Here is a 22,628-nt window from a genome sequence, read left to right as displayed (position 1 = left end):
ACCTCTCTTCTTCCCAAGGAACCGGTCATCGTGCAGACCGGGGATCAAGTGCGTCGCGCAGCGAGTCACCGAACAGGTTGAACGCAAGCACGAGCAGGAACAGTGCGATGCCGGGGAAGAACGCGTACGCCGGGTCGGCGGACACGTAGCTGGTGGAGCGGAAGATCATCCGTCCCCAGTCCGGCACCGGTTCGGTGACGCCGATGCCGAGGAACGAAAGTGCCGCCTCGGTCGTGACGTACTGCGGCACCGCCAGCGAGAACGTCACCAGGATCGGAGCCCACAGGTTCGGCAGCAGCTGCCGGAAGATGATGTGCCTGGTGCCCGCACCGGCCGCGCGGGCGGCGTCGACGAACTCGCGTTCGCGCAGCGAGAGCACCTGGCCGCGGACGAGCCGCGAAGTACTCATCCACCCGAACGTCACGAGTACACCGACGACGACGTAGATGCGTGATTCGACGCTCGGTTGTTTCTGCACGGAACCCGTGATCAACGTGTTGATGATGGGAATTGCAGCGAGCGAGAAGATGATGAAGGGAAACGCCAGTAGCAGGTCGGTGATCCAGCTGATCACCGAGTCGACCCAGCCGCCCAGGAAACCGGACACCAGGCCCATGATCACGCCGACGACCGTGCTGAACACCGCGGCCGCGAATGCGATCCCGAGTGACGTCCGGGCGCCATAGACCAGCTGCACGAAGATGTCCCGGCCGAGCTGCGGCTCGAGGCCGAACCAGTGCTCACCGCTGACTCCGCCCAGGTAACCGAGCGGATAGCCGATCGAGTCCAGCTGATCGCCGAAGAGCTGGTCCTTGTTAATTCCGTAGGCAGACACGATGAGGTCTGCGAAGATCGCGACGAGAAGGAAAAACACCAGCACGACGACGCTGGCCACCGCGATCTTGTCGCGGCGCAGGCGTTGCCAGGCGATTTGCCCGGGTGAGCGACCCTGGACCTTGGGTTGCTTGCTACCGGTTTCGCCGGGCTCGTCACCGGCGGCCGGCGCGAGCACCGCCTCCGTGTCGAGCGGCAGGACGGGGCCGGGGCCACTGAGGCCGCCTGCCGCTTCCGTCGCGGGCCGATCGCCGCCGACATGGCTCATCGCTGGCGTTCTCCTTCCCAAGATTACGAGGCGTCAGCACAAAGTTGCAGCATGCAACACACACGGGTCGTGGCGTTGTGACGTGCACATGCCGGTCTGCGCCGCCCCGCCGAAAAGCTACGCGAATGTTCATAACGGCGAGGCGTCCCCAGCCCACAATCGTGTAACAGCTCAATCACGAGCGAAGAGCCGACGCGACAGCGGGTAGCAGCGTCGTCTACGGATTTAACTTCGGTATCAATTCGCTAACGGCACCGGGCCTCTACAACGAAACAGCCCCGGGCCAGTGGCCCGGGGCTGTACGGAAGCGGCGGTTGTTCACGCCGGCGGGTTGGCCCACTTGCGCCGACCACGCGTCTTCTCCCGCTCGTGCGCGTTGAGCACGACCTTACGAATCCGCACCGTAGCCGGGGTGACCTCGATGCATTCGTCCTCACGGCAGAACTCGAGGGCCTGCTCCATCGACATCTGCCGGTAGGGGATCAGCGGCACCAGCACGTCGCCGGACGACTGACGCATGTTGGTGAGCTTCTTCTCCTTGGTCGGGTTGACGTCCATGTCGTCGGACCGGGAGTTCTCGCCGACGATCATGCCCTCGTAGACCTCGGTGCCCGGACCGACGAACATGACGCCGCGCTCCTGCAGGTTCGCCAGCGCGAACCCGGTGGTGGGGCCCCGACGGTCGGCGACCAGCGAACCGGTCGGACGCGTACGCAGCTCGCCGTGCCACGGCTCGTACTTCTCGAAGACGTGGTGCAGCAGGCCGGTGCCGCGGGTGTCGGTGAGGAACTCGGTACGGAAGCCGATCAGGCCGCGCGCCGGAACCAGGTACTCCATCCGCACCCAGCCGGTGCCGTGGTTGACCATCTGCTCCATGCGGCCCTTGCGCAGGGCCATCAGCTGCGTGACGACACCGAGGTAGTCCTCGGGGATGTCGATGGTCAGCCGCTCCATCGGCTCGTGCACCTTGCCGTCGATCTCGCGGGTGACGACCTGCGGCTTGCCGACGGTGAGCTCGAAGCCCTCGCGGCGCATGATCTCGACCAGGACGGCGAGCTGCAGCTCACCGCGGCCCTGCACCTCCCAGGTGTCGGGTCGCTCGGTGTTGAGCACGCGGATGCTCACGTTGCCGATGAGCTCGGCGTCCAACCGGCTCTTCACCAGGCGCGCGGTGAGCTTCTTGCCGCTCTCGCCGGCCAGCGGCGAGGTGTTGATACCGATCGTCATCGAGATGCTGGGCTCGTCGACGGTGATGACCGGCAGCGGGCGCGGGTCCTCGGGGTCGGCGAGCGTCTCACCGATCGTGATCTCGGGGATACCGGCGATCGCGATGATGTCGCCGGGGCCCGCCGACTCGACCGGCTTGCGCTCCAGGGCGTCGGTCATCAGGAGCTCGGTGATCTTGACGCGCTCGATCGAACCGTCGGCACGGCACCAGGCGGCCTGCTGGCCCTTCTTGATCGTCCCGTTGTGCACGCGGCAGAGCGCCAGGCGGCCCAGGTACGGCGACGAGTCGAGGTTCGTGACGTGTGCTTGCAGCGGAACGCTCGGGTCGAACTTCGGCGCCGGGATGGTCTCCAGGATGGCGTCGAACAAAGGCTTGAGGTCTTCGGCGTCCGGCAGGCTCGCGTTCGCGGGGCGGGTCATCGAGGCCCGGCCGGCCTTCGCGCTGGCGTAGACGATCGGGAACTCGATCTGGTGCTCGTCGGCGTCCAGGTCGAGGAAGAGCTCGTAGGCCTCGTCGACGACCTCGGCGATCCGGGAGTCGGGCCGGTCGACCTTGTTCACGACGAGGATGACCGGCAGCTTCGCCTCGAGCGCCTTGCGGAGCACGAACCGGGTCTGCGGGAGCGGGCCCTCGCTGGCGTCGACGAGCAGCAGGACGCCGTCGACCATCGACAGGCCGCGCTCGACCTCGCCACCGAAGTCGGCGTGGCCGGGGGTGTCGATGATGTTGATCGTGGTGTCGCCGTACTTCACGGCGGTGTTCTTCGCGAGAATCGTGATGCCCTTCTCGCGCTCGAGGTCCATCGAGTCCATGACCCGGTCGTCGACGTCGCCCTGCTCTTTCTGGTGGGCGCTGAACGCGCCGGACTGCCAGAGCATGGCGTCGACCAGCGTGGTCTTGCCGTGGTCGACGTGCGCGACGATCGCGACGTTGCGCAGGTCTTCGCGACGGGACAACACCGTGTCCTCGGACTGGGCGGGCATGACGAGGTCACTCCTGGGTTTTCTCGGGTTTGCCCGCTACTGGAATGACACCGGGCCAATACCTATTCTACGGGGCACTCCCTTGCCCGTTCCGCACGGAAGGGCCACGGTCGAACCATGGCTGATCTGACTCTCAGCGCGGACGAAATCACGGCTTCGCTGGTGGAGCTGCCGGGGTGGTCGGGCGACACGCTCGGGATCCGGCGGACGGTCGAGGCGGAGTCGTTCCCCGCGGCGATCGCGCTCGTCGACCGGGTGGCTGTCGTCGCCGAGGCGCGCGACCACCATCCCGACATCGATATCCGGTGGCGGAAGGTGACGTTCACTCTCGTCACCCATTCCGCCGGTGGGGTCACGGCAAAGGATCTGGACCTGGCGTCCGAGATCGATGCACTCGTCACCGGCTGAACTGATTCCGTGGCCCCTCGACTCGGACTTTGCACGATTAAGTCCAAATCGCGCCGCGCCGGATACGCGTAAACGCTTCCCGTGTGGGATGGATCACGGCAGACTGCCGGTACGTAGGGTCGACGCGCAAAGGGGCGCCGGCGGGCTGACATCGCCCGGCGTCCCGTCCACGCGTCGAGGCGCCACGGAGGTGGTCACGATGTCGGTGCGTGCACAGGAAAACACGGAGCTCGCCCAAGTTCGGCGGGCGTTGGTCGAACTCGACCGGGCAGTCGGTCAGCTACAGGCTCATCACACCGAAACGCTCGGCGTCCGGCGGCTGGTGAGTGACGTCCGTCGGCTCATCGAGGACCTGGACGAGATCGGCGAACTGCCGCCGGCCCAAGCCGAGGAAGCCCGCCTCCACTACGTGTCCGATACGCCGTATCCACCGGATCTCTGGCGCGATTGTGACGACGAAGGCCTCGGCGGCCGCAGGTAGGCCACGCACATAACTTCACAGGAGCCACCCCAGGCATGAGTGCACCCCCTATTCCCCCAGCTGCTGTCTCCCCCGAGCCTCGCGCCCGAGCGAAGATCAACGTCCGGACGCTACGCACGGATCGCTGGTGGCTGACCCCCCTGCTGACAGTCCTGGGCCTGGTGGCCTGGGTCGCCTATGCGACCGTGCGGGCGTTCATGCAGAAGTACTACTGGGTCGACGACTACCACTACTTGACGCCGTTCTACTCGCCGTGCGTCTCCAACGGCTGTGTGCCGGAGGCAGCGCACTTCGGGCGGGTACTGCCGGACGTCTGGTTCATCCCGTACGCGGCGCTCAGCCTGCCGTTCCTGCTGCTCTTCCGGCTGACCTGCTACTACTACCGCAAGGCGTACTACCGGTCGTTCTGGCTGTCGCCGCCGGCGTGCGCGGTCTCCGAGCCGCACACGAAGTACACCGGTGAGACCCGGTTCCCGCTGCTGGGCCAGAACCTGCACCGGTACGCGTTCTACGCCGCGTTCCTGATTTCGCTGATCAACACGTTCGACGCGCTGGCCGCGTTCCGCTCGGGTGACGGTTTCGGCTTCGGGCTCGGCAACGTGATCCTGCTCGCCAACGTCGTCGCGCTCTGGGCCTACACGCTGTCGTGTCACTCCTGCCGGCACATCGTCGGCGGACGCCTGAAGCACTTCTCCAAGCACCCGGTGCGGTACCGGGCCTGGACGTTCGTCTCCCGGCTCAACGGTAAGCACCAGGAACTGGCCTGGCTCACGCTCGGCACGCTCGCCTTCACGGACTTCTACGTGATGGCGATCTCGGCCGGCTGGTTCTCCGATCTGCGATTCGTCGGGTGAGTGCAATGACCAACATCGAGAAGCATTCGTACGACGTCGTGGTGATCGGCGCCGGGGGCGCCGGTCTGCGCGCGGCGATCGAGGCACGTCAGCAGGGCATGCGCACCGCGATCATCTGCAAGTCGCTGTTCGGCAAGGCCCACACGGTGATGGCCGAGGGCGGCGCCGCTGCCGCCATGGGCAACGTCAACAGCAAAGACAACTGGCAGGTGCACTTCCGCGACACGATCCGCGGTGGCAAGTTCCTCAACCACTGGCGGATGGCCGAGTTGCACGCCCGCGAGGCGCCGCAGCGGATCTGGGAGCTGGAGACCTACGGGGCGCTCTTCGACCGCACCAAGGACGGCAAGATCAGCCAGCGCAACTTCGGGGGTCACGAGTACCCGCGGCTCGCGCACGTCGGCGACCGCACCGGTCTCGAACTGATCCGCACGCTGCAGCAGAAGATCGTCAGCCTGCAGCAGGACGACCAGCGCGAGCACGGCGATTACGAGAAGTACCTGCGGGTCTTCCACGAGGTGACGATCAGCGAGCTGCTCAAGGACGGCGACCGGGTCTCCGGCGCGTTCGGCTACGCCCGTGACGACGGCCGGTTCCTGCTGTTCGAGGCACCCGCGGTCGTGCTGGCGACCGGCGGCATCGGCAAGTCGTTCCAGGTGACGTCGAACTCGTGGGAATACACCGGCGACGGCCACGCGCTGGCCCTGCGCGCCGGCGGGACTCTCGTCAACATGGAGTTCGTGCAGTTCCACCCCACCGGGATGGTCTGGCCGCCCTCGGTCAAGGGCATCCTGGTGACCGAGTCGGTCCGCGGTGACGGCGGGGTTCTGACGAACTCCGAGGGCAAGCGCTTCATGTTCGACTACATCCCGGACGTGTTCAAGGACAAGTACGCGACCAGCGAGGAAGAGGCGGACCGCTGGTACAACGACGCCGACAACAACCGGCGTCCCCCGGAGCTGCTCCCGCGTGACGAGGTGGCGCGGGCGATCAACTCCGAGGTCAAAGCCGGGCGCGGGTCCCCACACGGTGGTGTCTACCTGGACGTCTCCAAGCGGCTGCCCGCCGACGAGATCCGGCGTCGCCTGCCGTCGATGTACCACCAGTTCAAGGAACTGGCCGACGTCGACATCACGGCCGAGCCGATGGAGGTCGGGCCGACCTGCCACTACGTCATGGGCGGGGTCGAGGTCGACCCGGACTCCCAGGCCGCTGTCGGCGTCTCCGGGCTGTTCGCGGCCGGCGAGGTGTCCGGCGGCATGCACGGCTCGAACCGCCTCGGCGGCAACTCCCTCTCCGACCTGCTGGTCTTCGGACGCCGGGCGGGTTCTTACGCCGCGGCGTACGTGACCGGTCTGGAGGGGCGCCCGTCAGTGCTGGAGGCCGACGTCGAGGATGCGGTGTCGTTCGCGCTGGCGCCGTTGTCCCGCACGGACGGCGAGAACCCGTACCAGGTGCAGCTCGACCTGCAGAAGACCATGCACGAGCTGGTCGGCATCATCCGTAAGGCGCCCGAGATCGAGAACGCCCTGTCCACGCTGGTTTCGCTGCGGGAGCGAGCTTCGACGGTCTCGGCCGTCGGTGGGCGGACCTACAACCCGGGCTGGCACGTCGCGCTGGACCTGCGCAACCTGCTCGTCGTCGCGGAGTGCGTGGCGCGGGCCGCGCTGATCCGCGAGGAGAGCCGCGGTGGGCACACCCGGGACGACTTCCCGGAGATGTCCGCGGTGTGGCGCCAGCGGAATTTGATCTGCTCACTCAGCAAGGACGACCCGGGCGTCACCGTTCGGGAACAGCCGCTGCCGACCATGCCGGTCGAGTTGCTGTCGCTGTTCGAGCGGTCGGAACTGTCGAAATACCTCACCGACGAGGAGCTTTCCGTCTTGGCCTCTTCTCCGGAGGCACCACCCGCGGTCGTCGCAGCCGCTCGACAACCGGCCGAGGACGAGTCACGCGACTCGTCCCCAGAGACGGTCGCGGACGAGCGCAGCGCCACCGGCGACGCGGTCGGTAGGAGCCATTCCGAGGGGAGCAGGGGCTGATGGGGTACCAGGCGAAGTTCCGGGTCTGGCGCGGCGCCGGCCGCCCCGACGAGACGATCACGGCCACCGAGGCCGACGGCGGGCTGCACGACTACGAGGTCGAGGTCAACGAGGGTGAAGTCGTTCTCGACGTCATCCACCGGCTGCAGCAGACGCAGACGCCCGACCTGGCCGTGCGGTGGAACTGCAAGGCCGGGAAGTGTGGGTCGTGCTCCGCGGAGATCAACGGCAAGCCGCGGCTGATGTGCATGACCCGGATGACGACGTTCGAGGAGGAGGAGACCGTCACTGTCACTCCGATTCGGACGTTCCCGCTGATCCGTGACCTGGTCACGGACGTGTCGTACAACTACGAGAAGGCGCGCGAGATGCCCGCGTTCGCGCCGCCGCCCGGCGTCGAACCCGGTGAGTACCGGATGCAGCAGGTCGACGTCGAGCGTTCGCAGGAGTTCCGGAAGTGCATCGAGTGCTTCCTGTGCCAGAACACCTGTCACGTCGTGCGTGACCACGACGAGAACAAGCCGGAGTTCGCCGGGCCGCGCCTGTTCATCCGGGCCGCCGAACTGGACATGCACCCGCTGGACTCCCAGTCGGACCGCAAGGAGTTCGCGCAGGCGACGCAGGGCATCGGCTACTGCAACATCACGAAGTGCTGCAGTGAGGTGTGCCCGGAGCACATCCACATCACCGACAACGCGATCATCCCGATGAAAGAACGCGTCGTCGACCGCAAGTACGACCCGATCACGTGGCTGGGCTCGAAGATCGGCCGCCGCAAGGCCTGACGTCTCACAGACGCCGACGCGCCCCGGGGTGGTACCTGCTACCGCTCCGGGGCGTTCGTGTTCCTCGCCGCCGCGTCCGGGCGGCCGCGTTGAACTGCTCCACGAGCTCAGCACCGGCCCCGGTCAGACGCCCCATCGACCGTTGCACGAGCGAGCTGATCACCGCGCCCAGCAGCACGTAGCCCATGACCGTGATCGCGATCCCGGTCGTCCTCGCAAGGATGGTCCCTGGGGCCAGATTCTCGGGGTCACCTCCGAACAATCTGTTGATCAGCCAATAGATCGCGCTGAGGTAATCCGTTGGCCGCCCGTCGCCACAGCTCGAGCATTGCCGCTCCACGTCGGCGACGACCGAGGCGCTGGCGACGATCGCCATCAGGATGCCGAGAAGTAGCCACGGGATCGCCCGGCCCGGAGGCACAGCGACGGCGTCCGGGAGCCGTACGCGGGGATGCCGACCGCCGAGCACGACGTAGGGCGATCCGACGGCCAGCGGCGTCGCTCCGGGCACGGCGCCGAGCCATTCCCGGGAGGCGCTCGAGGTGAATCCCCGCTCGTCGACGAAGAGGACCGGTGGAGCGGGCTGCCGATCCTCCGGAGTCGCCGTTCGGAGGCTGCGCGCACGCGCCGCCCGAAAGAGCCGGTCCGCCGAGTCGGCGTTCTGCAGGTGACAGAAGCGCACTGACCAATGCCACGTCAGCAGCTGTCCGGTGCCGTGCCGGGTCAAATCGCTTTGCTCCGCACGCACCAGCGTCCGGTAGATCTCGACAACTCCGCGGCCCACCGCGACCGTGCCGAGCAGCGCGAAGACCACTACCGGAAGCAGCGCCAGGCAGAGCGCTGAGTAGTAGACGGCGCGGCCACCGCCGACGAGCACAAGGGCAACGGCCGCCAGCCAGCTGACCACGGTGAGTACGAACAGCCAAAGCCCGCTGTCCCAGTTTCGATCCAGCCAACGGAGGACTCGCACCGATCGGGAACCACCGGTCGGCTCGGGCCACGCGGCTGGGCGGCTCAACACGAGGAATCCGCCGTCACCGGCCGTGACGAGCCGTTGCTCGACCGCGGCCAGGTAGAGCAGGACCGCCATCGGTGCGCGTCCGCGGGCGATCCCCATCACTCCACGCTGCCGAAACGCGCGCACCGCCTGGCGGCTCTCCGGGGAGTGCCGTAAACGGGCTGCCACTCGGCGGCACTTGCGGAACGGCCACAGCGGAGGTTCGATCGGCGCGATCACGCAGCGAGGATCGCACCGCTACGCAAAGTCGTCACGACGCTGGTAATCACAGCTCGGCGCGCACTTCCAGGCCCAGCCCAGGAGATTGAGGCCTCGCCACTTCGCGGGGATCCAGGCGTGGGCGTCGGCACCCCCGCACATCGCAGACGCCTTCGACAGGGAGCACCCGAATAGTCGGGGGCCCTGCGGTCGGTGACGGAAGTCACAGTCGTCGGTCGGGTCGCGTTGCCTTAGGTACCCGGGCCGCTCGAATCGGCGAGATCCCGGCTCCGGCTGGCCGTCGGATTTCGGCATCCGGAGACCGCGCGGCGGGCTGATGCGGCGTGTCGGGCCCCGCTCCGGGGTGCACTTTCCCGCCGGAATGGGACTTCCGGAGATCCGTTCGTTAGCCTGACTGCGGTAACGGGAGAGGACGGGAAGGCCGCGCCGTGACGAGTTCCGAGCCTGGTCGACAGGGATGGCAAGGGTCGGTCCTGCGCGACCTCACGCCTGAGTCCACCAGCACGAACGGCCATCAGGCCGCGTCCGAGCCGACGATCGATCCGGACGATTCGACCGCTACGCAGCGGGTCGATCCGGCGTCGTTAGGCATCACCGCGCCGATTCCGACCGCTTTTCCGGAGGCGTCCGGGGCGGAGTCCACCACCATGCTTCCGCCTGGCGAGCTGCCACCGTTGATTCCGACGCAGAACGGCGCACCGACAGCGGAGAGCTCACCCGCCGACGCTTCGTTCCCGCCGCTGCCGCCGCTCTTCCCACCCCAGCCCGACCCCAGCGCGGCCAGCACTCCCCCGCCCTACACCCCGGCCTACCCCGCCACCCCTCCCTTCCCACAAGCCCAGGGCTTCCCCACCTCCGGCGCCCCCGCACCCGGCACCCCAGGCTTCCCGACGTCCGGCGCCGCCGGCCCGGGCTTCCCACCCCCCGATGCACCCCCGCAGGGCTTCCCGCCCGCGGACGCACCCCCGCAGGGCTTCCCGACCTCGGGCGCCCCGGGCGTTCCCGCTTCCGGTGGGCCCGCGCAGGGCTTCCCGACTTCCGGCGCCGCCGGACCGGGTGTGCCGGCGCCGGGCTTTCCGGTGCAGGGTGCGCCCGGGCCGGGGTATCCGGCGGTTCAGGGGCCTGAGGGGCCTGGGCAGCAGGGCTATGGGCAGCCGGCGCCCGGCTATCCGCAGCAGGGGGTGCCCGGGCACTCGAAGGTTTTCGGCCCGGACGCCACCCCGGTCCAGCAGCAGTGGACCCCGGCCGGCCTGCTCCCCATGCCCGAGCACGCCGACAACCGGATCCAGCGGCTCCGCAGCAGCGTCCGCGGCGCGGGCCGCTCCACCCGCGGCGCCGACGACATCGCCGGCGAGCTCGGCGCCCCGGTCACCACCGGCCGCCGCATCGCGGTGCTCGGCATCCGCGGCGGCTCCGGCAAGAGCACAGTCGCTGCGCTCCTCGTCAGCGCCTACGCCACCCACCGCGGCGACCGCGTCCTCGCGGTCGACGCCGACCCCGACCTCGGCTCGCTCGGCCTGCGACTCGGCGCGAGCTCACCGACGTCACTGGCGAACCTCGGCCGCGTCCCCCGCGTCTGGGCCACCCTCGACGAGGCCGAACGCTGCCTCGGCCGCAGCCAGTCCGGCGCCTGGATCCTCTCGGGCGAGCGCGGTTCGGCCGCCCCCGAAACCGTCGCCCCCAACGCCTACTACGGCGTCCTGCACGGCATCAGCCGCTACTTCGCGGTCACCGTCGTCGACGCCGGAGCCGGCATGGTGACGCCACTCAACCAGGCCGTGCTCGCCGACGCGCACGCGATCGTCCTGGCCACCCCGGCGAGCATCGACGGCGTGGTCAGCGCCCGCCGCGCGCTGGAGTGGATCCGCGAGTGGAACCCACAGCGGCTCCAGCAGGCGACGATCGCGCTCACCGCGATGTCCCCGCAGGCAGTGAGCATCGACCTGAACCGCACCGCGGAGGCGTTCGCCCCCTACGGCGTGGTTCCGGCCCTGCTGCCCTACGACCGGCACCTGGCCACCGGCTCGACGATCGAGCCGTGGCGTCTCGGCGAGCGCACCCGCAACTCCGCCGTGCAACTGGCCGCCGCGACCCTCGTCAAGGCACGGGCCATCCCCTAGGCCGCCCGCACCTCGGCTCGACGCTTCAGGTGGGCGTTCCGCGCCATCAGGATCGACAGCAGCTGACGGCGCACCGCCACCTCGTCCGCGACCCGGCCGAGCAACCCGAGCGGTGACTCCCAGACGATCCGGTCGGTCACCAGCGTCCCGGCCCCGGTCTCGGCGAACACGTGGTCGTGACGCAGCGCACGGAACGGCCCTCGCACCTGCTCGTCGCTGAAACCGCGCGGAGCGTCGACCTCGACCACCTCCGCGTCCAGCGCGAACGGAAGGCCGAAGTGCCGCGCGCGGAAACACACCAGGTCACCGGCCTCCAGCAACCCGCTCACCCGCCCCGGAGCGACGACCCGCTCCGCGGTGTGCACGAGCGCGGCGGTGTGCTCCCGCACGTCCCGCGCGAGGTCGAACACCAGCGCCGCGGGGGCGTGGATCAACGTTGTCGTGATCAGGATCGACACGTCACACCGTCGCCAGCCGCTCGCGCAGCTCGTCGATCAGCGGTGCGTCCGCGGGCAGCCACGCGACGTCGTCCAGCTCCGTGGCGTCGAGCCAGCGCAGCGCCGCGTGTTCGAGAGCCGCAGGCTCTCCGGCCGACAGGCGCGCGATCCACACCCGCAGAACTCCCCGGTCGCGCTGCAGCGGCAGGTCACCACCGAGCCGCTCGACCAACTCGATCTCGACGCCGAGCTCCTCCTGGCATTCGCGGACGATCGCGGCCTCGGGGCTCTCCCCCGGCTCGACCTTGCCGCCGGGGAACTCCCAGCCCCCGGCCAGCGCGGGCGGCTCGGCGCGTTGGGCGGCCAGCACCTGACCGCGGTCGTTGACGATTGCTGCCCCGACGACGATCAGGAGAGGGGTGACCACCGCCCCAGCCTGCCAGAGGTTCCTTCGCGCCCGGATCGGGCACACCAAGGAAGGATCTGACCGACTGCCGCGTTGTCACAACAGACAAGCGACAACCGAGGGAGACACCGATGGCCACGGTGGAACTGACCACCGAGAACTTCAACGAGACGCTGGCGCGCGACGGAATCACGCTGGTGGACTTCTGGGCTAGCTGGTGCGGCCCGTGTCGCCAGTTCGCTCCGGTGTTCGAGAAGGCCTCCGATACTCACGAGGACATCGTGTTCGGCAAGGTCGACACCGAGGCTCAGCAGCAGCTGGCCGCCGCATTCGACATCCAGTCGATCCCGACGCTGATGGTGATCCGCGACCGCGTAGTGCTCTACGCGCAGCCGGGTGCGTTGCCCGGTGACGCGCTCGAGGACCTCATCACCCAGGCGCAGGCCCTCGACATGGACGAGGTGCGCAAGCAGGCCGAGGACACCGAGGCCGCAGATGCCGGGGCGCAGGCCTAAGGCGACCACGAAACCTGAGAGATCGGGGCGTTAGCTCCGCATCTCTCAGGTTTTGTGTTTCCGGCCCGATGGGCTACCCGAGCTGTCATCACGGGAGACCAGGGCGAGCACATGCGCGACGCGGGTGAAGAGTCGGCCGGATGAGCACCGACCTGGTCACGGGCCTCGCCGGTGCGGACTACGACCCGCTCGACGACTCCACCTCCTGGTGGGGTGGCCAGAAGAACCGCTCGCGCCCGACCATGCCGCCCGATCCGGCGGCTCTGCGACGCCAGATGGCGTGGCGGAAAGCGATCTCCGGCGTACTCGCCGAGCCCGACCAGATCCGCGTCGTGTTCCAGCCGATCGCCGACCTGGCCCGCGGCACCGTCGCCGGGTACGAGACGCTCGCCCGGATCGACGCACCGGTTCCCGGCGTCGGTGACCGCCTCTCCCCCGACCTGTGGTTCGGTGCCGCCGACGAGAACGGGCTCGGCCCGGCGCTCGAGGGCGTGGTGATCACCCGCGCGCTGACCCGGCTCGACGACCTGCCCCCGAACGCGTTCCTCACGGTCAACGTCAGCCCGCACCTGCTCGGCACGCCCGAGCTCGACGAGGCGTTCGGCAGTGTTCCCGACCTGTCCCGCGTCGTCGTCGAGCTGACCGAACACGTCGCGTTCGCCGACCTGCGGTCGATCACGACCGAAACCCAACGGCTGCGTGCCGCCGGTGCGCTGATCGCGGTGGACGACGCGGGCAGCGGTTACGCCGGCCTGCAGCAGATCCTGGAGCTCCGCCCGCAGCTGGTGAAGCTCGACCGGGCTCTCGTCGCCGGCGCCGACCGTGACCCGGCGCGAGCGGCGCTGGCCCAGCTGCTCGGGCAGTTCGCCGGCCAGCTGGACGCGTGGCTGCTGGCCGAGGGCATCGAGACGGTGGGTGAGCTGGCGACGTTCTGCCGGATGGGCGTGCCGCTCGGCCAGGGTTGGCTGCTCGGCCGCCCGGCCGACGAGATGGTGGGGCTGACCGACGAGGTGCGCTCGCGCATCCTGGCCGAGACGTCCCGGGTCGCGGCCACCGAGGCGATCACGAGCGTGATGCTCAGCAACGTCGTGGTCGCCACCGCGGACCGCCTCGACACCGCGTCCTCGACCGAGCCGACGGTGGTGGTGGACGCCGGCGGTTCGCCGGTCGCGATGTTCGCACCCGACCCCCGCGACGGCGTCCGCCGGGAGCTGCCCGTGAGCCTGCGGGTGCTCACCTCGGACACCGCCGAGGACGTGCTGATGCGGGCGCTCACCCGGCCGGCCGCGAACCGCTTCGACCCGGTGGTGTGCACCGACGCCTGGGGGCAGGTGATCGGTCTCGTGCTGGTGGACGAGCTGACCCGGCACGTCGTCGGCGCCCGAGACGCCGCTCACAGCTGAACCCCTCAGGTCGTCGGCGACCGGACCGATTCCGGTGAAAGCCGCCCTTTCCTCGACACCGGTGGCTCCCCCCGCGAACGGAGAACGGTCATGAAGCACTTCGCCTGTGGTGACGTCGTCAGCGGCTGCACGGCGGTGTTCGTCGGAGACACCGAGGACGAGATCCTGTCGCTGGTGGCGCAGCACGCCCGGAAGGACCACGGGTTGGTCGACATCCCCGGCGAGCTCGTCGCCGCGGTGCGCGGCTCGATCGTCACGTCGGCGGCCTGACCTTCGCACCGAGGACGAACTCGGTGCGCCCGGCGACCACGCCATTGAGCTGCAGTTCGATCGCGTGCTGCCCCGGGTGGTAGCGACGGGTGGTGATCTCACGGAACGAATGGCTCCGGGAGATCTCCTGCTGCTCACCGGGCGCCAGCTTCGCGGTGGTGAGCTTGAACGTCTTGCCGGTGAGCCGCCCGTCGGCCTTGCGGTGGTGGACGATGTAGTCCACCGCGACGACGGCGGCCTCGTCGGCGCGGTTGGTGACCGTCGCGGTGAAGTGCACGGCGCCGCCGTACGGGATCTCCACGGCCGCCAGCGTCGGCCCGACCACGTCGAGCGTGACGCCCGTGGTGAATCCCAGCAGCGCCAGCGCGGCCGGATCGCCCTTCTTGACCAGCGTTCGCAGCGCGTGCCGCACCAGGCGCCCGGTGTTGCCGTCGGGTGCGGCGAGCCAGCCGGCGGCGGTGTCCACGACGAGCTCGGGGTGGTGCCGGCTCAGGTCGTTGAGGTGGTTGGCGACCGACCGGCGGACGTACTCGCTCTCGTCCCGGTAGAGCGCCGTGAGGATCGGGATGGTCGCGCGGGGTCTCGCCAGGATCGCCGGAACCTGTTTCGTCCACGGGAGGAACGGCCGCGTGCCCTCCGACGCCAGCCGCCGGACGTGCTCGTCGGGTGACTCCGCCCAGGCCAGGACGATCGGCAACGCCCGGTCGAGGTCGTGGGCGAGCAGCGCGCGGATCGCGAATTCGCCGGTCAGCAGCGGGGTGAGCTCGGCGAGCACGGCGAACGCGTCGCTGAATGCGGCGTCGCCGCCGTCTTCCAGCGCCCGCGTGACGGTGGCCGTGGTGGCGGGCCAGATGCCCCAGCCACCGAGCCGGGCCGCCCGGATCGTCGCCACGAACGTGTCGTAGTCGGCCGGCAGGTCGGCGAGCAACGCGTCGCGGATGAGGTCGCTGCGCTCGCGCAGCGGGAGATCACCCAGTTGCACGCGGCGCAGTGCGGTGAGCGGGTTCTGCGGCGCGGCCGCCGCCAGCGCGTCGGTCAACGCGGCCAGCGCGGGGGCGCCCAGCAATTCGTCGGCGAAGGGCATGACCGCATCGTGCCCGCGGGGTACGACAGTTCAGGGCTGCGAACGAACCGCCAGCCAGATCCGGTCCGGCAGGAGCCCGGACGCTTCGGTCAGGTCGAAGCCCGGCGCACCGGCCAGGTACCGCCGGGCGGTCTCGGCGACCGGGCCGATGATCGGCATCTCCAGCAGCGATTCCGGCAGGTCGACGATCCGACCGGCGCGGACGTGCGGCCGGATCCACTCGACGATCGGCGCGATCTCCGGCTTCTTGGCGGCGGCGATCTCCGTGGCGTGCGCGGTGAGGTCCCCCGACGCCTAGATGAATCGGGCCGCGGCCGGGTGCTCGGCGACGAACGCCAGGTACGCGGTCGCGATCGCCCGGACCCCGTCCTCCGCGGTGCCCGCCGTATCCAGCGGCGCGGCGACCGTCGCCAGCAGTTCGGCCATCGACCGGCCGTAGAGCGCGGCGGCGAGCCCGTCCGCGCTGCCGAAGTGGTGGTAGAGGCTGCCGAGGCTGACGCCGCTGGCTGCGCTGATCGCACTGCCAGATCCGCTCGGCGAGCGCCCGGTCGGTGGCCGGTCCGGCGAGCGGTGTCTCCTCGTCCAGGTGGTAATAGCCGACCGTCCCGGTCGGTTCCGTGATCAGGCGGACGATCGGACGCGCGCCGCCGTCGGGCGTCGCCCAGCGTCGCTTGGCAAGTGTGAGCAGAAGGCCCACCGGGCCGGACCGGTCTCCGAGACCGGTCCGGATCACGTCGGGGTGCACGGCGTTGATCGTGACGTTCCAACCGGCCCAGCGTTCCGCGAAGAGCGGCAGCATCAGGACGTTGCAGAGCTTCGTGTCGGCGTAGGTGCGCAGGCTGCTGAAGTCGCGGCCGGTGGGTGTCCGCTCCGGATCGGCCCGGCCCTTGACGTAGAGCCCGGCGCTCACCTGCACGACGCGGGCGTCAGCGGCGGCCAGATCCGGCTCGAGCTGCGGGCAGGCGTCCCGGATCGCCACCGCCGCGGCCCGGACCCCGGCGATGGTGCCGAGGTCACCGACGACGGAGACCGGAGGCGGACCGGATGCGAGGGGCCACCGCGGCCGAAGCTGCCGCCCCGCTGGCCGCATTCCGGCAGACCAGCACCGTGCGGTACCCGTTTTCTAGAAACTATTTTTGATCTCGAAGAGCAGCGAGTCCCGCCACCCGCCCCGCACCGGCAGGTGGTCGGTGAGGTAGTCGATCTGCCGCAGCCCCGCTTTGCTGAGAACGCGGGCGGACGCGAGGTTCTCCGGCGCGCACGTGGCCGCGATCCGCTCGAGGCCCAGCGGCCCGAAGCCGTAGTCGACGAGGAGCCGCGCTGCCTCGGTGGCGTAACCCTGCCCCCAGTGCGCGCGGGCGAACGCGTAGCCGAACTCGCCGTGTTCGTCGACCACGCGGATCGAGGCGCCACCGATCATCTCGCCGGACGCACGCAGTTCGACGGCGAACTGGTGCACCGACGGCGGCGGGTCGAGGGCCTCGCGGAGGAAGGCCGCGGTCTCCGCCGGGGAGTTCGGACCCCAGTCGGTGTACCGGGTGACCTCCGGGTCCGCGGCGTACCGGTGAACGGCCGCCTCGTCCGTGGCCCGGAAGGGGCGCAGCCGCAGCCGCGCCCCGAGAACCTCCGTCACGCCGACGGACCTGCCACGCCGACCAGGTTGCCCTCCGGGTCGACGAACTGCCCGACCGTGAAGTCACCCGACGCCGGCTCCGGCCCCAGCACGCGGGAACCGCCGAGCCGTTCGGCGTCGCGCAGCGCGGTCTCGACGTCCGGCACCGCGACGTAGAACAGCACCCGCGGCCGATGGCCCTCGCCGCCGCCGACCCCGCCGTTGATTCCGGCGACGCTCTCGTTGACGAAGCCGTACTCGCCCGGCTGGGAAACCGCGTCGGTCGTGGCGTCGCCGACGGCGTACTCCCACTCGAACAGCTTGCCGTAGTAGTCGCGGAGCTTCGCCGGGTCCGCACCGATGATCTCGAAGTGCACGACGGGTCGTCCCATGGTTCTCTCCTTCGTCATTTTCAGAATGACGAACGGGGACAACCGTTTTCTACTTCACCGCGACGATCCGGAGCCGGCGGTAGTCGGCCCACCAGGCACCGTTGCGCCAGAGCACCTCGTGCACGCGCTCCTCCAACGTCCGGAAGAACACCGCTTCGTCGACGCCGTCGAGCAGGAACGCCGCGAACATGCGTACCCAGTTCTCCAGGCCGGCCGTGCCGTCGAGCACGGTGGGCCGATCGAACAGCCACGCCGAACGCACCTCGAGCCCGGCCCGCTCGACGACCCGCGCGTACTGCGCGACCGTCGGGTAGTACCAGGGCGTCGACACCGCCGGCAGCCCCGCTTCCGCCCGGACCTCCTGCGCCGCACCGATGATCGTGCCGACGTTGCCGAAGCCGCCGAACTCGGCGACGAACCGACCGCCGGGCTTGAGCGCCTTGGCCACCGACTTCGCGACCCGCCACGGCTGGGGCACCCAGTGCAGCACGGCGTTGGAGAACACGGCGTCGTACTTGTTCTCGACGCCCAGCTTCCGGGCGTCCGCGACCGCGAAGTACGGGAAGTCGGGGTACTTCTCCTCGGCGCGGGCGATCATCTCGGCACTCGCGTCGACGCCGTCCGCCACCACCCGCCGCGACCGCAGCAGCGCCACGTGGTCACCGGTTCCGCACCCCAGGTCGAGCACGCGCTCGCCCGGTAGCGCGGCCAGCAGCTCGAGCAGGTCCTGCCCGTACGAGGCGACGAAGCCGTGGTGGCGGTCGTACAGCGCGGCGTCCCAGGTCTGCGTGCTCATGGCGCCGACCCTATCGGTGTTCTCACCATACAGGAATAGCGTCTCACTATGTGGATGAGAGCTGGCCCAGGAGTCGACTGAGCAATGCGGCGACGCCCGGCACGCTGATGATGACACCCAGCACGGCGAGCACTGTGAACGCGGGCACCAGGACCGTGCGCTCCACCGTGCCACCGGCCCGGACCGCGATCCTGTCGGGCATCCCGATCTCGCGCCAACGCTCGCCCCGGATCGGCAGCGGCCAGAGCACCGGACACCCCGCCTTGGTGATCATGTCGCCGAACGTGTGCACCACGCAGCCGATGCCGACCGACAGACCGAGCAGTGGATATCCCCGGTCGGACGGCAGCGTGTCGATCGCGACGTACGCGGCGGTCGCGGACAGCGCGGTGACGATGATCCACCCGGACGCCTTCACCGCGTCCGCCATCAACCCGCGGATGCCGAGCCCGAACAGGAAGAACAGCGCGATCGCGACGGCGGTCTTGCCGTAGGTCTCGGCCAGGTAGCCCGTACCGGCGCCGAGCCCGGCGGCGAACAGCCAGGTGTGCGTGAACGTGCGGTGACCATTGCGTCGTTTGCCGTCCCGCTTGGAGCGGGTGAGCTTGTAGACGCCGAGCGAGAACTTCTCCACGCACTCGGCGAGGAACAGCGAGACGACGCCGAAGGTGCGGGCCACGGTGGCACCACCCTTGTTGCTGGTCACCTTGCCCGACGTGTCAAGGTCGGGCAGTAATGCGGCCCCGGCGCACGCGACCGTGTAGGTCGTCAGCTCGATCGGCGACTGCATGTAGTGACCGAGTTGGGCCGCCACCGCGGAGCCGACCAACCAGGCGGCCGCTCCGGAGATGGCATGGGTGGGCCCCATGACCATGCGCGCTCACTTTCCACTGTGTACTTGTGAGGTCCACGGTAGAACCTCGGCGAAACCCGCACAGTGAAGCACGCATCGTTCAATCAACCGGACAGCGACACGCGTGAAATCAAACGTCTGTGCGAGACTCATGTTTGAGGAGCAGCCGTTTGATCTGGACGCCCCAGCGGAAGCCGCCGAGCGTGCCGTCCTGCCGCAGCACCCGGTGGCACGGGACGAACAGCGCGGCCGCGTTCCGGGCACACGCTGACGCCGCGGCCCGGATCGCCACCGGGTTACCGGCCAGCCGGGCGTACTCGGTGTAGGTGATCGCCGAGCCCGGCGGCACGGTGCGCAGCACGTCCCAGGCGACCTGCAGGAAGACTCCGGACTTCTGCAGCACCGGGATCGTGTCGATCGCCGTGAGGTCACCCTCGTGGTACTGCACGATCGCCTTCGTGACGTCACCCAGCTCGGTGCGGGGCACGAGTTCGGCCGGGCGCAGCGTCGGATGGATGACTTCCATCAGGTCGTCGATCGTGCCGGTCCAGCCGCTGGCGAGCACGGTGCCGTCGGTCTCGATCGCGGTGAACGGGCCGATGTGGGTGTCGACGGTCGCGTAGTAGGTGGGGGAAGACATGCCGTCTGTCCTTTCAGTCACTCTCGGATTGCCAGAGGTGGAGCACGGCGTACGAGCGCCACGGACGCCAGCGGCTCGCGCGCTCGTCCAGCGCGCGTGGCGCGTCCGGAAGGCCGAGGCGGGCGGCTGCGCGCCGGACGCCGAGGTCGCCGGGAAGGAACACGTCGGGTGCTCCGGTGGCGCGCAGCGCGATGTAGCCGGCGGTCCACGGCCCGATGCCGGGGATCTCCTGGAGTACGGCCAGTGCCTCGGCAGGGTCGGTGCCGGAGTCGAGCACGAGTTCGCCGCTCGCGAGTGCGGTGCACAGCGCGATCAACGACCGGGCCCGGCTGGCCGGCATCGGCAGTTCGTCGGGGGTGAGTTCGGCCAGCACGTCGGCCGACGGGAACACCCGCGGGCCCTCGGGCTCGGCCGGATCGCCGTAGGCCTCCGCGAGCCGCCCGGCGACCGTGCGTGCCGCGGCCACCGACACCTGCTGCCCGAGCACTGCCCGGACCGCGAGCTCCGCGCCGTCGACAGCGCCCGGAACGCGGAGCCCGGGACGGGCCGCGACCAGCGGTTCGAGTACCGGATCGGCGGCGAGCGCCATGTCGACGGCGACCGGATCCGCGTCCAGATCGAGCAACCGCCGGCATCGGTGCACGGCGGTGCCGAGATCGCGGAGATCGGCCAATGTCAGATCGGCACGCACGTGCCCGGCCGCCGGTGTGAGCGCGACCGAGCCGACGCCGTGCGGCAGCCGCAGCGTGCGCCGGTAGGTGCCGCCGTCGATCTGCTCGACGCCGGGCACGGCGCGCATGCTCAGGAACGCCCAGAGCGCTGTGGCGTCGAACGGCTCCCGGTACGCGAGCCGCAGACTGATCACACCGGGGCCGCCGGCGGCTTTCGGACCGCGCTTGGTGCGCAGTTCGCTGGGCGTGGAGGCGAACACCTCCCGCACGGTCTCGTTGAACTGCCGGATGCTGCTGAAACCCGCCGCGAACGCGACTTCGGCGAACGGCAGCGTCGTGGTCTCGATCAGCGTGCGCGCGATCTGGGCGCGCCGGGCCCGGGCCAGCGCGAGCGGGCCGACGCCCAGCTCGGCGATGAGCTGCCGGTTGAGGTGGCGCGCGGAGTAGCCGAGCCGGTCGGCCAGGCCACTGACGCCATCACGTTCGACGACGCCGTCGCTGACCAGCCGCATCGCCCGCCCGACCAGGTCGGCACGCAGATCCCAGTCGGGCGAGCCGGGCGCCGCGTCGGGCAGGCAGCGCAGGCAGGCGCGGAAGCCTTCCGCCTGTGCCGTCGCCGGAGTTTGGTAGAAGCGGACGTTGCTGCGCTTCGGCGTCATCGCCGGGCAGCTCGGGCGGCAGTAGATGCCGGTGGAGGTCACCGCGAGCACGAACTGCCCGTCGAACCGCGAGTCGCGGCTGCGGGCGACGCGGTAACAGAAATCGGGGTCCAGTAGAGCGGTCACGACAACGATCCTGCCCCGCCACCCCTCTGCCGGGCTGGCGGAAATCGGACCTGTGCATAACGTGGGACCCTGTGCCGCGTGACCGAATCGCCTTTCGAGTTCCACAGCGACGGACTGGCGCTCGCCGGCGTCCTGCGTGTCCCCTCCGGTACGGCACCGGAAGGCGGTTGGCCGACGCTCGTCTTCACCGGTCCGCTCTCCGGCGTCAAGGAGCAGGTCGTCGGCGGGTACGCCGAACGCCTCACCGCGGCCGGCTACGCGACGCTGGCGTTCGACCACCGCAACTTCGGCGCCAGCGACGGCGAGCCCCGCCAGCACGAGAACTCCGCGGGCAAGCTCACCGACCTACGCGATGCGGTCAACGCGCTGGCCATCCACCCGGCCGTCGACGCCGACCGCATCGGTGCGGTGGGCATCTGCCTCGGTGGCGGGTACGCGCTGCGGTTCGCCGCGTTCGACCCGCGGATCAAGGCGGTGGCGTGCATCGCCGGTGGGTACAACGACCCGGCCGCGATGCGCTCGGCGATGGGCGCCGACGGCTACCGGGCACAGCTCGCGCGGTTCGCGGACGCGGCCGCCGAGCAGTACCGCACCGGTCAGGTCGCCTACCTCGCCGCAGTGTCCGACGACGAGGACGAGCCGGCCGTGATGGCCGGCGCCGAGCCGTTCGCCTACTACGGCACCGAGCGGTCGGCGAGCCCCGGTTGGATCAACCGGCTGACGCTGCTGACCGTCCGCGAGCTGATCACGGTGGACCTGGCGATCGGGGCGGACTTCCTCGGCCCGACGCCGCTGCTCGTGGTGCACGGTACGACCGACGCGTTCTGCTCCCCCGATGGTGCGCGAGCGGTGTTCGAGCGGGCCACCGGCCCGGCCGAGATCCTGTGGCTCGAGACGACGAACCACATCGATCTGTACGACCGGCCCGAGTACGTCGATCCGGCCTCAGAGCGCGCAGCCGAGTTCTTCGACGGACATTTGTGAAGAGTTCCGACAGTGGTTGTGATGATTGTCCGCCAAGTAGCTGACAGCATTCACTTGTCAGGGGCGGCACAATAAGTGGAGCCGAAACACTAACTCGCGCGAAGCTCCGGGGGGTGATCGACTGATGACGCTGGCAAACGCGTCGGGCCATCCGCTCGGCGCCCGCCGGGTCAACGCGGCCACACCTTCCGAGGCCGGGCTCTGGGCGCGCACCGTCGACAAGGTGAAGGAACGCCGGCGGCGGCGCTACGTTGCCGCCGTGAAGCGCCGCCTCCGCCGCTACGACCCTCCGGCGGGCCGCTAGCCCCCTCCGGCGGGCCGCTAGCCCCCTCCGGCGGGCCCGAGACCGCGACTAGTTCTCGGGCCTACGACGAGTGTGCGGGCCTACGATGGCCCGAGGTAGGGCCGCAAAGTCGTCGAAGAGCCGAAAAGCTGCGCACCGAACGCAAGCCCGAGGAGGACGCTGAGGTGGTCCCATTTCGGCGGGGCCAAGCTCACCCGAACGGGACCACTTCGACTAGCAGGCCGCTGACGACCGAC

Annotated in this window: 24 protein-coding genes and 1 pseudogene; 11 read left to right on the top strand and 14 right to left on the bottom strand. The window is 69.6% G+C overall.

Going from position 1 to position 22,628, the window contains the following annotated elements:
- Positions 1-25: 25 nt before the first annotated feature.
- Together ACGFY5_RS40645 and typA are read right to left on the bottom strand one after the other, a co-directional pair.
- Positions 26-1,102 carry an ABC transporter permease gene (locus ACGFY5_RS40645; protein WP_392729561.1) on the bottom strand — a complete coding sequence of 359 codons (1,077 nt, stop codon included), beginning with the start codon at positions 1,100-1,102 and terminating at the stop codon, positions 26-28.
- A 318-nt stretch (positions 1,103-1,420) separates the two neighbouring features.
- A complete protein-coding gene (gene typA, locus ACGFY5_RS40640; protein ID WP_392729558.1) occupies positions 1,421-3,313 on the bottom strand; it encodes a translational GTPase TypA in 1,893 nt (630 codons plus the stop codon).
- 117 nt (positions 3,314-3,430) lie between these two features.
- On the opposite strand from typA, the gene ACGFY5_RS40635 reads away from it, so the two are divergent.
- The 5 genes and pseudogenes from ACGFY5_RS40635 to ACGFY5_RS40615 all read left to right on the top strand — a co-directional run.
- Positions 3,431-3,721 (top strand): 4a-hydroxytetrahydrobiopterin dehydratase, encoded by a 291-nt coding sequence (locus tag ACGFY5_RS40635; protein ID WP_392729556.1) that lies wholly within the window; start codon positions 3,431-3,433, stop codon positions 3,719-3,721.
- A 199-nt stretch (positions 3,722-3,920) separates the two neighbouring features.
- Positions 3,921-4,202: a hypothetical protein gene (locus ACGFY5_RS40630; RefSeq protein ID WP_392729553.1), complete on the top strand. Its 282-nt coding sequence runs from the start codon at positions 3,921-3,923 to the stop codon at positions 4,200-4,202.
- 35 nt (positions 4,203-4,237) lie between these two features.
- Positions 4,238-5,056 (top strand): hypothetical protein, encoded by an 819-nt coding sequence (locus ACGFY5_RS40625; protein ID WP_392729550.1) that lies wholly within the window; start codon positions 4,238-4,240, stop codon positions 5,054-5,056.
- A gap of 5 nt (positions 5,057-5,061) precedes the next feature.
- A complete protein-coding gene (locus ACGFY5_RS40620) occupies positions 5,062-7,098 on the top strand; it encodes a fumarate reductase/succinate dehydrogenase flavoprotein subunit (RefSeq protein WP_392729548.1) in 2,037 nt (678 codons plus the stop codon).
- A pseudogene (locus tag ACGFY5_RS40615) lies at positions 7,098-7,874 on the top strand (succinate dehydrogenase/fumarate reductase iron-sulfur subunit); the annotation flags it as partial. The gene ACGFY5_RS40620 and the pseudogene ACGFY5_RS40615, both read left to right, overlap by 1 nt.
- 13 nt (positions 7,875-7,887) lie before the next feature.
- On the opposite strand, the gene ACGFY5_RS40610 reads toward ACGFY5_RS40615, so the two are convergent.
- Entirely contained in the window at positions 7,888-9,000 is a 1,113-nt protein-coding gene (locus tag ACGFY5_RS40610; RefSeq protein WP_392729545.1) for a hypothetical protein, read from the bottom strand.
- A gap of 548 nt (positions 9,001-9,548) precedes the next feature.
- On the opposite strand from ACGFY5_RS40610, the gene ACGFY5_RS40605 reads away from it, so the two are divergent.
- A complete protein-coding gene (locus tag ACGFY5_RS40605) occupies positions 9,549-11,240 on the top strand; it encodes a cellulose synthase operon protein YhjQ/BcsQ (RefSeq protein ID WP_392729542.1) in 1,692 nt (563 codons plus the stop codon).
- Here ACGFY5_RS40605 and ACGFY5_RS40600 read toward each other — a convergent pair.
- The gene (locus ACGFY5_RS40600; RefSeq protein ID WP_392729539.1) at positions 11,237-11,698 is read right to left on the bottom strand and encodes a hypothetical protein; all 462 of its coding nucleotides are present in this window, start codon (positions 11,696-11,698) and stop codon (positions 11,237-11,239) included. The two genes, ACGFY5_RS40605 and ACGFY5_RS40600, sit on opposite strands and share 4 nt — an antisense overlap.
- A gap of 1 nt (position 11,699) precedes the next feature.
- Positions 11,700-12,104 carry a (deoxy)nucleoside triphosphate pyrophosphohydrolase gene (locus ACGFY5_RS40595; protein WP_392729536.1) on the bottom strand — a complete coding sequence of 135 codons (405 nt, stop codon included), beginning with the start codon at positions 12,102-12,104 and terminating at the stop codon, positions 11,700-11,702.
- A 110-nt stretch (positions 12,105-12,214) separates the two neighbouring features.
- On the opposite strand from ACGFY5_RS40595, the gene trxA reads away from it, so the two are divergent.
- The 3 genes from trxA to ACGFY5_RS40580 all read left to right on the top strand — a co-directional run bounded on the left by trxA (position 12,215) and on the right by ACGFY5_RS40580 (position 14,271).
- Complete coding sequence (trxA, locus tag ACGFY5_RS40590) at positions 12,215-12,598, top strand: thioredoxin (RefSeq protein ID WP_392729533.1); 384 nt, start codon at positions 12,215-12,217, stop codon at positions 12,596-12,598.
- 140 nt (positions 12,599-12,738) lie between these two features.
- Positions 12,739-14,001, top strand: coding sequence for an EAL domain-containing protein (locus tag ACGFY5_RS40585; protein ID WP_392729531.1), 1,263 nt, complete (start codon positions 12,739-12,741; stop codon positions 13,999-14,001).
- Between the two features lie 90 nt (positions 14,002-14,091).
- Complete coding sequence (locus ACGFY5_RS40580; protein WP_392729529.1) at positions 14,092-14,271, top strand: DUF1059 domain-containing protein; 180 nt, start codon at positions 14,092-14,094, stop codon at positions 14,269-14,271.
- Here ACGFY5_RS40580 and ACGFY5_RS40575 read toward each other — a convergent pair.
- The 9 genes from ACGFY5_RS40575 to ACGFY5_RS40535 form a co-directional block, all read right to left on the bottom strand.
- Positions 14,255-15,355, bottom strand: a complete 1,101-nt coding sequence (locus tag ACGFY5_RS40575) for a DNA alkylation repair protein (protein ID WP_392729526.1) — start codon at positions 15,353-15,355, stop codon at positions 14,255-14,257. The two genes, ACGFY5_RS40580 and ACGFY5_RS40575, sit on opposite strands and share 17 nt — an antisense overlap.
- Positions 15,356-15,385: 30 nt before the next feature.
- A complete protein-coding gene (locus ACGFY5_RS40570) occupies positions 15,386-15,514 on the bottom strand; it encodes a hypothetical protein (protein ID WP_392729523.1) in 129 nt (42 codons plus the stop codon).
- Between the two features lie 135 nt (positions 15,515-15,649).
- Positions 15,650-15,781: a hypothetical protein gene (locus ACGFY5_RS40565; RefSeq protein ID WP_392729520.1), complete on the bottom strand. Its 132-nt coding sequence runs from the start codon at positions 15,779-15,781 to the stop codon at positions 15,650-15,652.
- A 697-nt stretch (positions 15,782-16,478) separates the two neighbouring features.
- Positions 16,479-16,988 carry a GNAT family N-acetyltransferase gene (locus tag ACGFY5_RS40560; protein ID WP_392729517.1) on the bottom strand — a complete coding sequence of 170 codons (510 nt, stop codon included), beginning with the start codon at positions 16,986-16,988 and terminating at the stop codon, positions 16,479-16,481.
- Positions 16,985-17,359, bottom strand: coding sequence for a VOC family protein (locus tag ACGFY5_RS40555; protein WP_392729514.1), 375 nt, complete (start codon positions 17,357-17,359; stop codon positions 16,985-16,987). Before ACGFY5_RS40555 ends, ACGFY5_RS40560 begins: the two co-directional genes overlap by 4 nt.
- A gap of 49 nt (positions 17,360-17,408) precedes the next feature.
- On the bottom strand, positions 17,409-18,155 hold the full coding sequence (locus tag ACGFY5_RS40550) for a class I SAM-dependent methyltransferase (protein WP_392729512.1): 747 nt from the start codon (positions 18,153-18,155) through the stop codon (positions 17,409-17,411).
- A gap of 46 nt (positions 18,156-18,201) precedes the next feature.
- Positions 18,202-19,029 (bottom strand): metal-dependent hydrolase, encoded by an 828-nt coding sequence (locus ACGFY5_RS40545; RefSeq protein WP_392729510.1) that lies wholly within the window; start codon positions 19,027-19,029, stop codon positions 18,202-18,204.
- A 109-nt stretch (positions 19,030-19,138) separates the two neighbouring features.
- Positions 19,139-19,648 carry a methylated-DNA--[protein]-cysteine S-methyltransferase gene (locus ACGFY5_RS40540; RefSeq protein ID WP_392729507.1) on the bottom strand — a complete coding sequence of 170 codons (510 nt, stop codon included), beginning with the start codon at positions 19,646-19,648 and terminating at the stop codon, positions 19,139-19,141.
- Between the two features lie 13 nt (positions 19,649-19,661).
- Positions 19,662-21,092, bottom strand: a complete 1,431-nt coding sequence (locus tag ACGFY5_RS40535) for an AlkA N-terminal domain-containing protein (protein WP_392730043.1) — start codon at positions 21,090-21,092, stop codon at positions 19,662-19,664.
- Positions 21,093-21,182: 90 nt separating this feature from the next.
- Here ACGFY5_RS40535 and ACGFY5_RS40530 point away from each other — a divergent pair, with 90 nt between their 5' ends.
- Together ACGFY5_RS40530 and ACGFY5_RS40525 are read left to right on the top strand one after the other, a co-directional pair.
- A complete protein-coding gene (locus ACGFY5_RS40530) occupies positions 21,183-22,088 on the top strand; it encodes an alpha/beta hydrolase (RefSeq protein ID WP_392729504.1) in 906 nt (301 codons plus the stop codon).
- Positions 22,089-22,212: 124 nt separating this feature from the next.
- Positions 22,213-22,392 (top strand): hypothetical protein, encoded by a 180-nt coding sequence (locus tag ACGFY5_RS40525; RefSeq protein WP_392729501.1) that lies wholly within the window; start codon positions 22,213-22,215, stop codon positions 22,390-22,392.
- Positions 22,393-22,628 lie beyond the last annotated feature (236 nt).

The organism is Cryptosporangium sp. NPDC048952 (assembly GCF_043197895.1).
Taxonomy (GTDB): Bacteria; Actinomycetota; Actinomycetes; order Mycobacteriales; family Cryptosporangiaceae; genus Cryptosporangium.
This window is presented reverse-complemented; position numbering and strand designations above follow the sequence as displayed.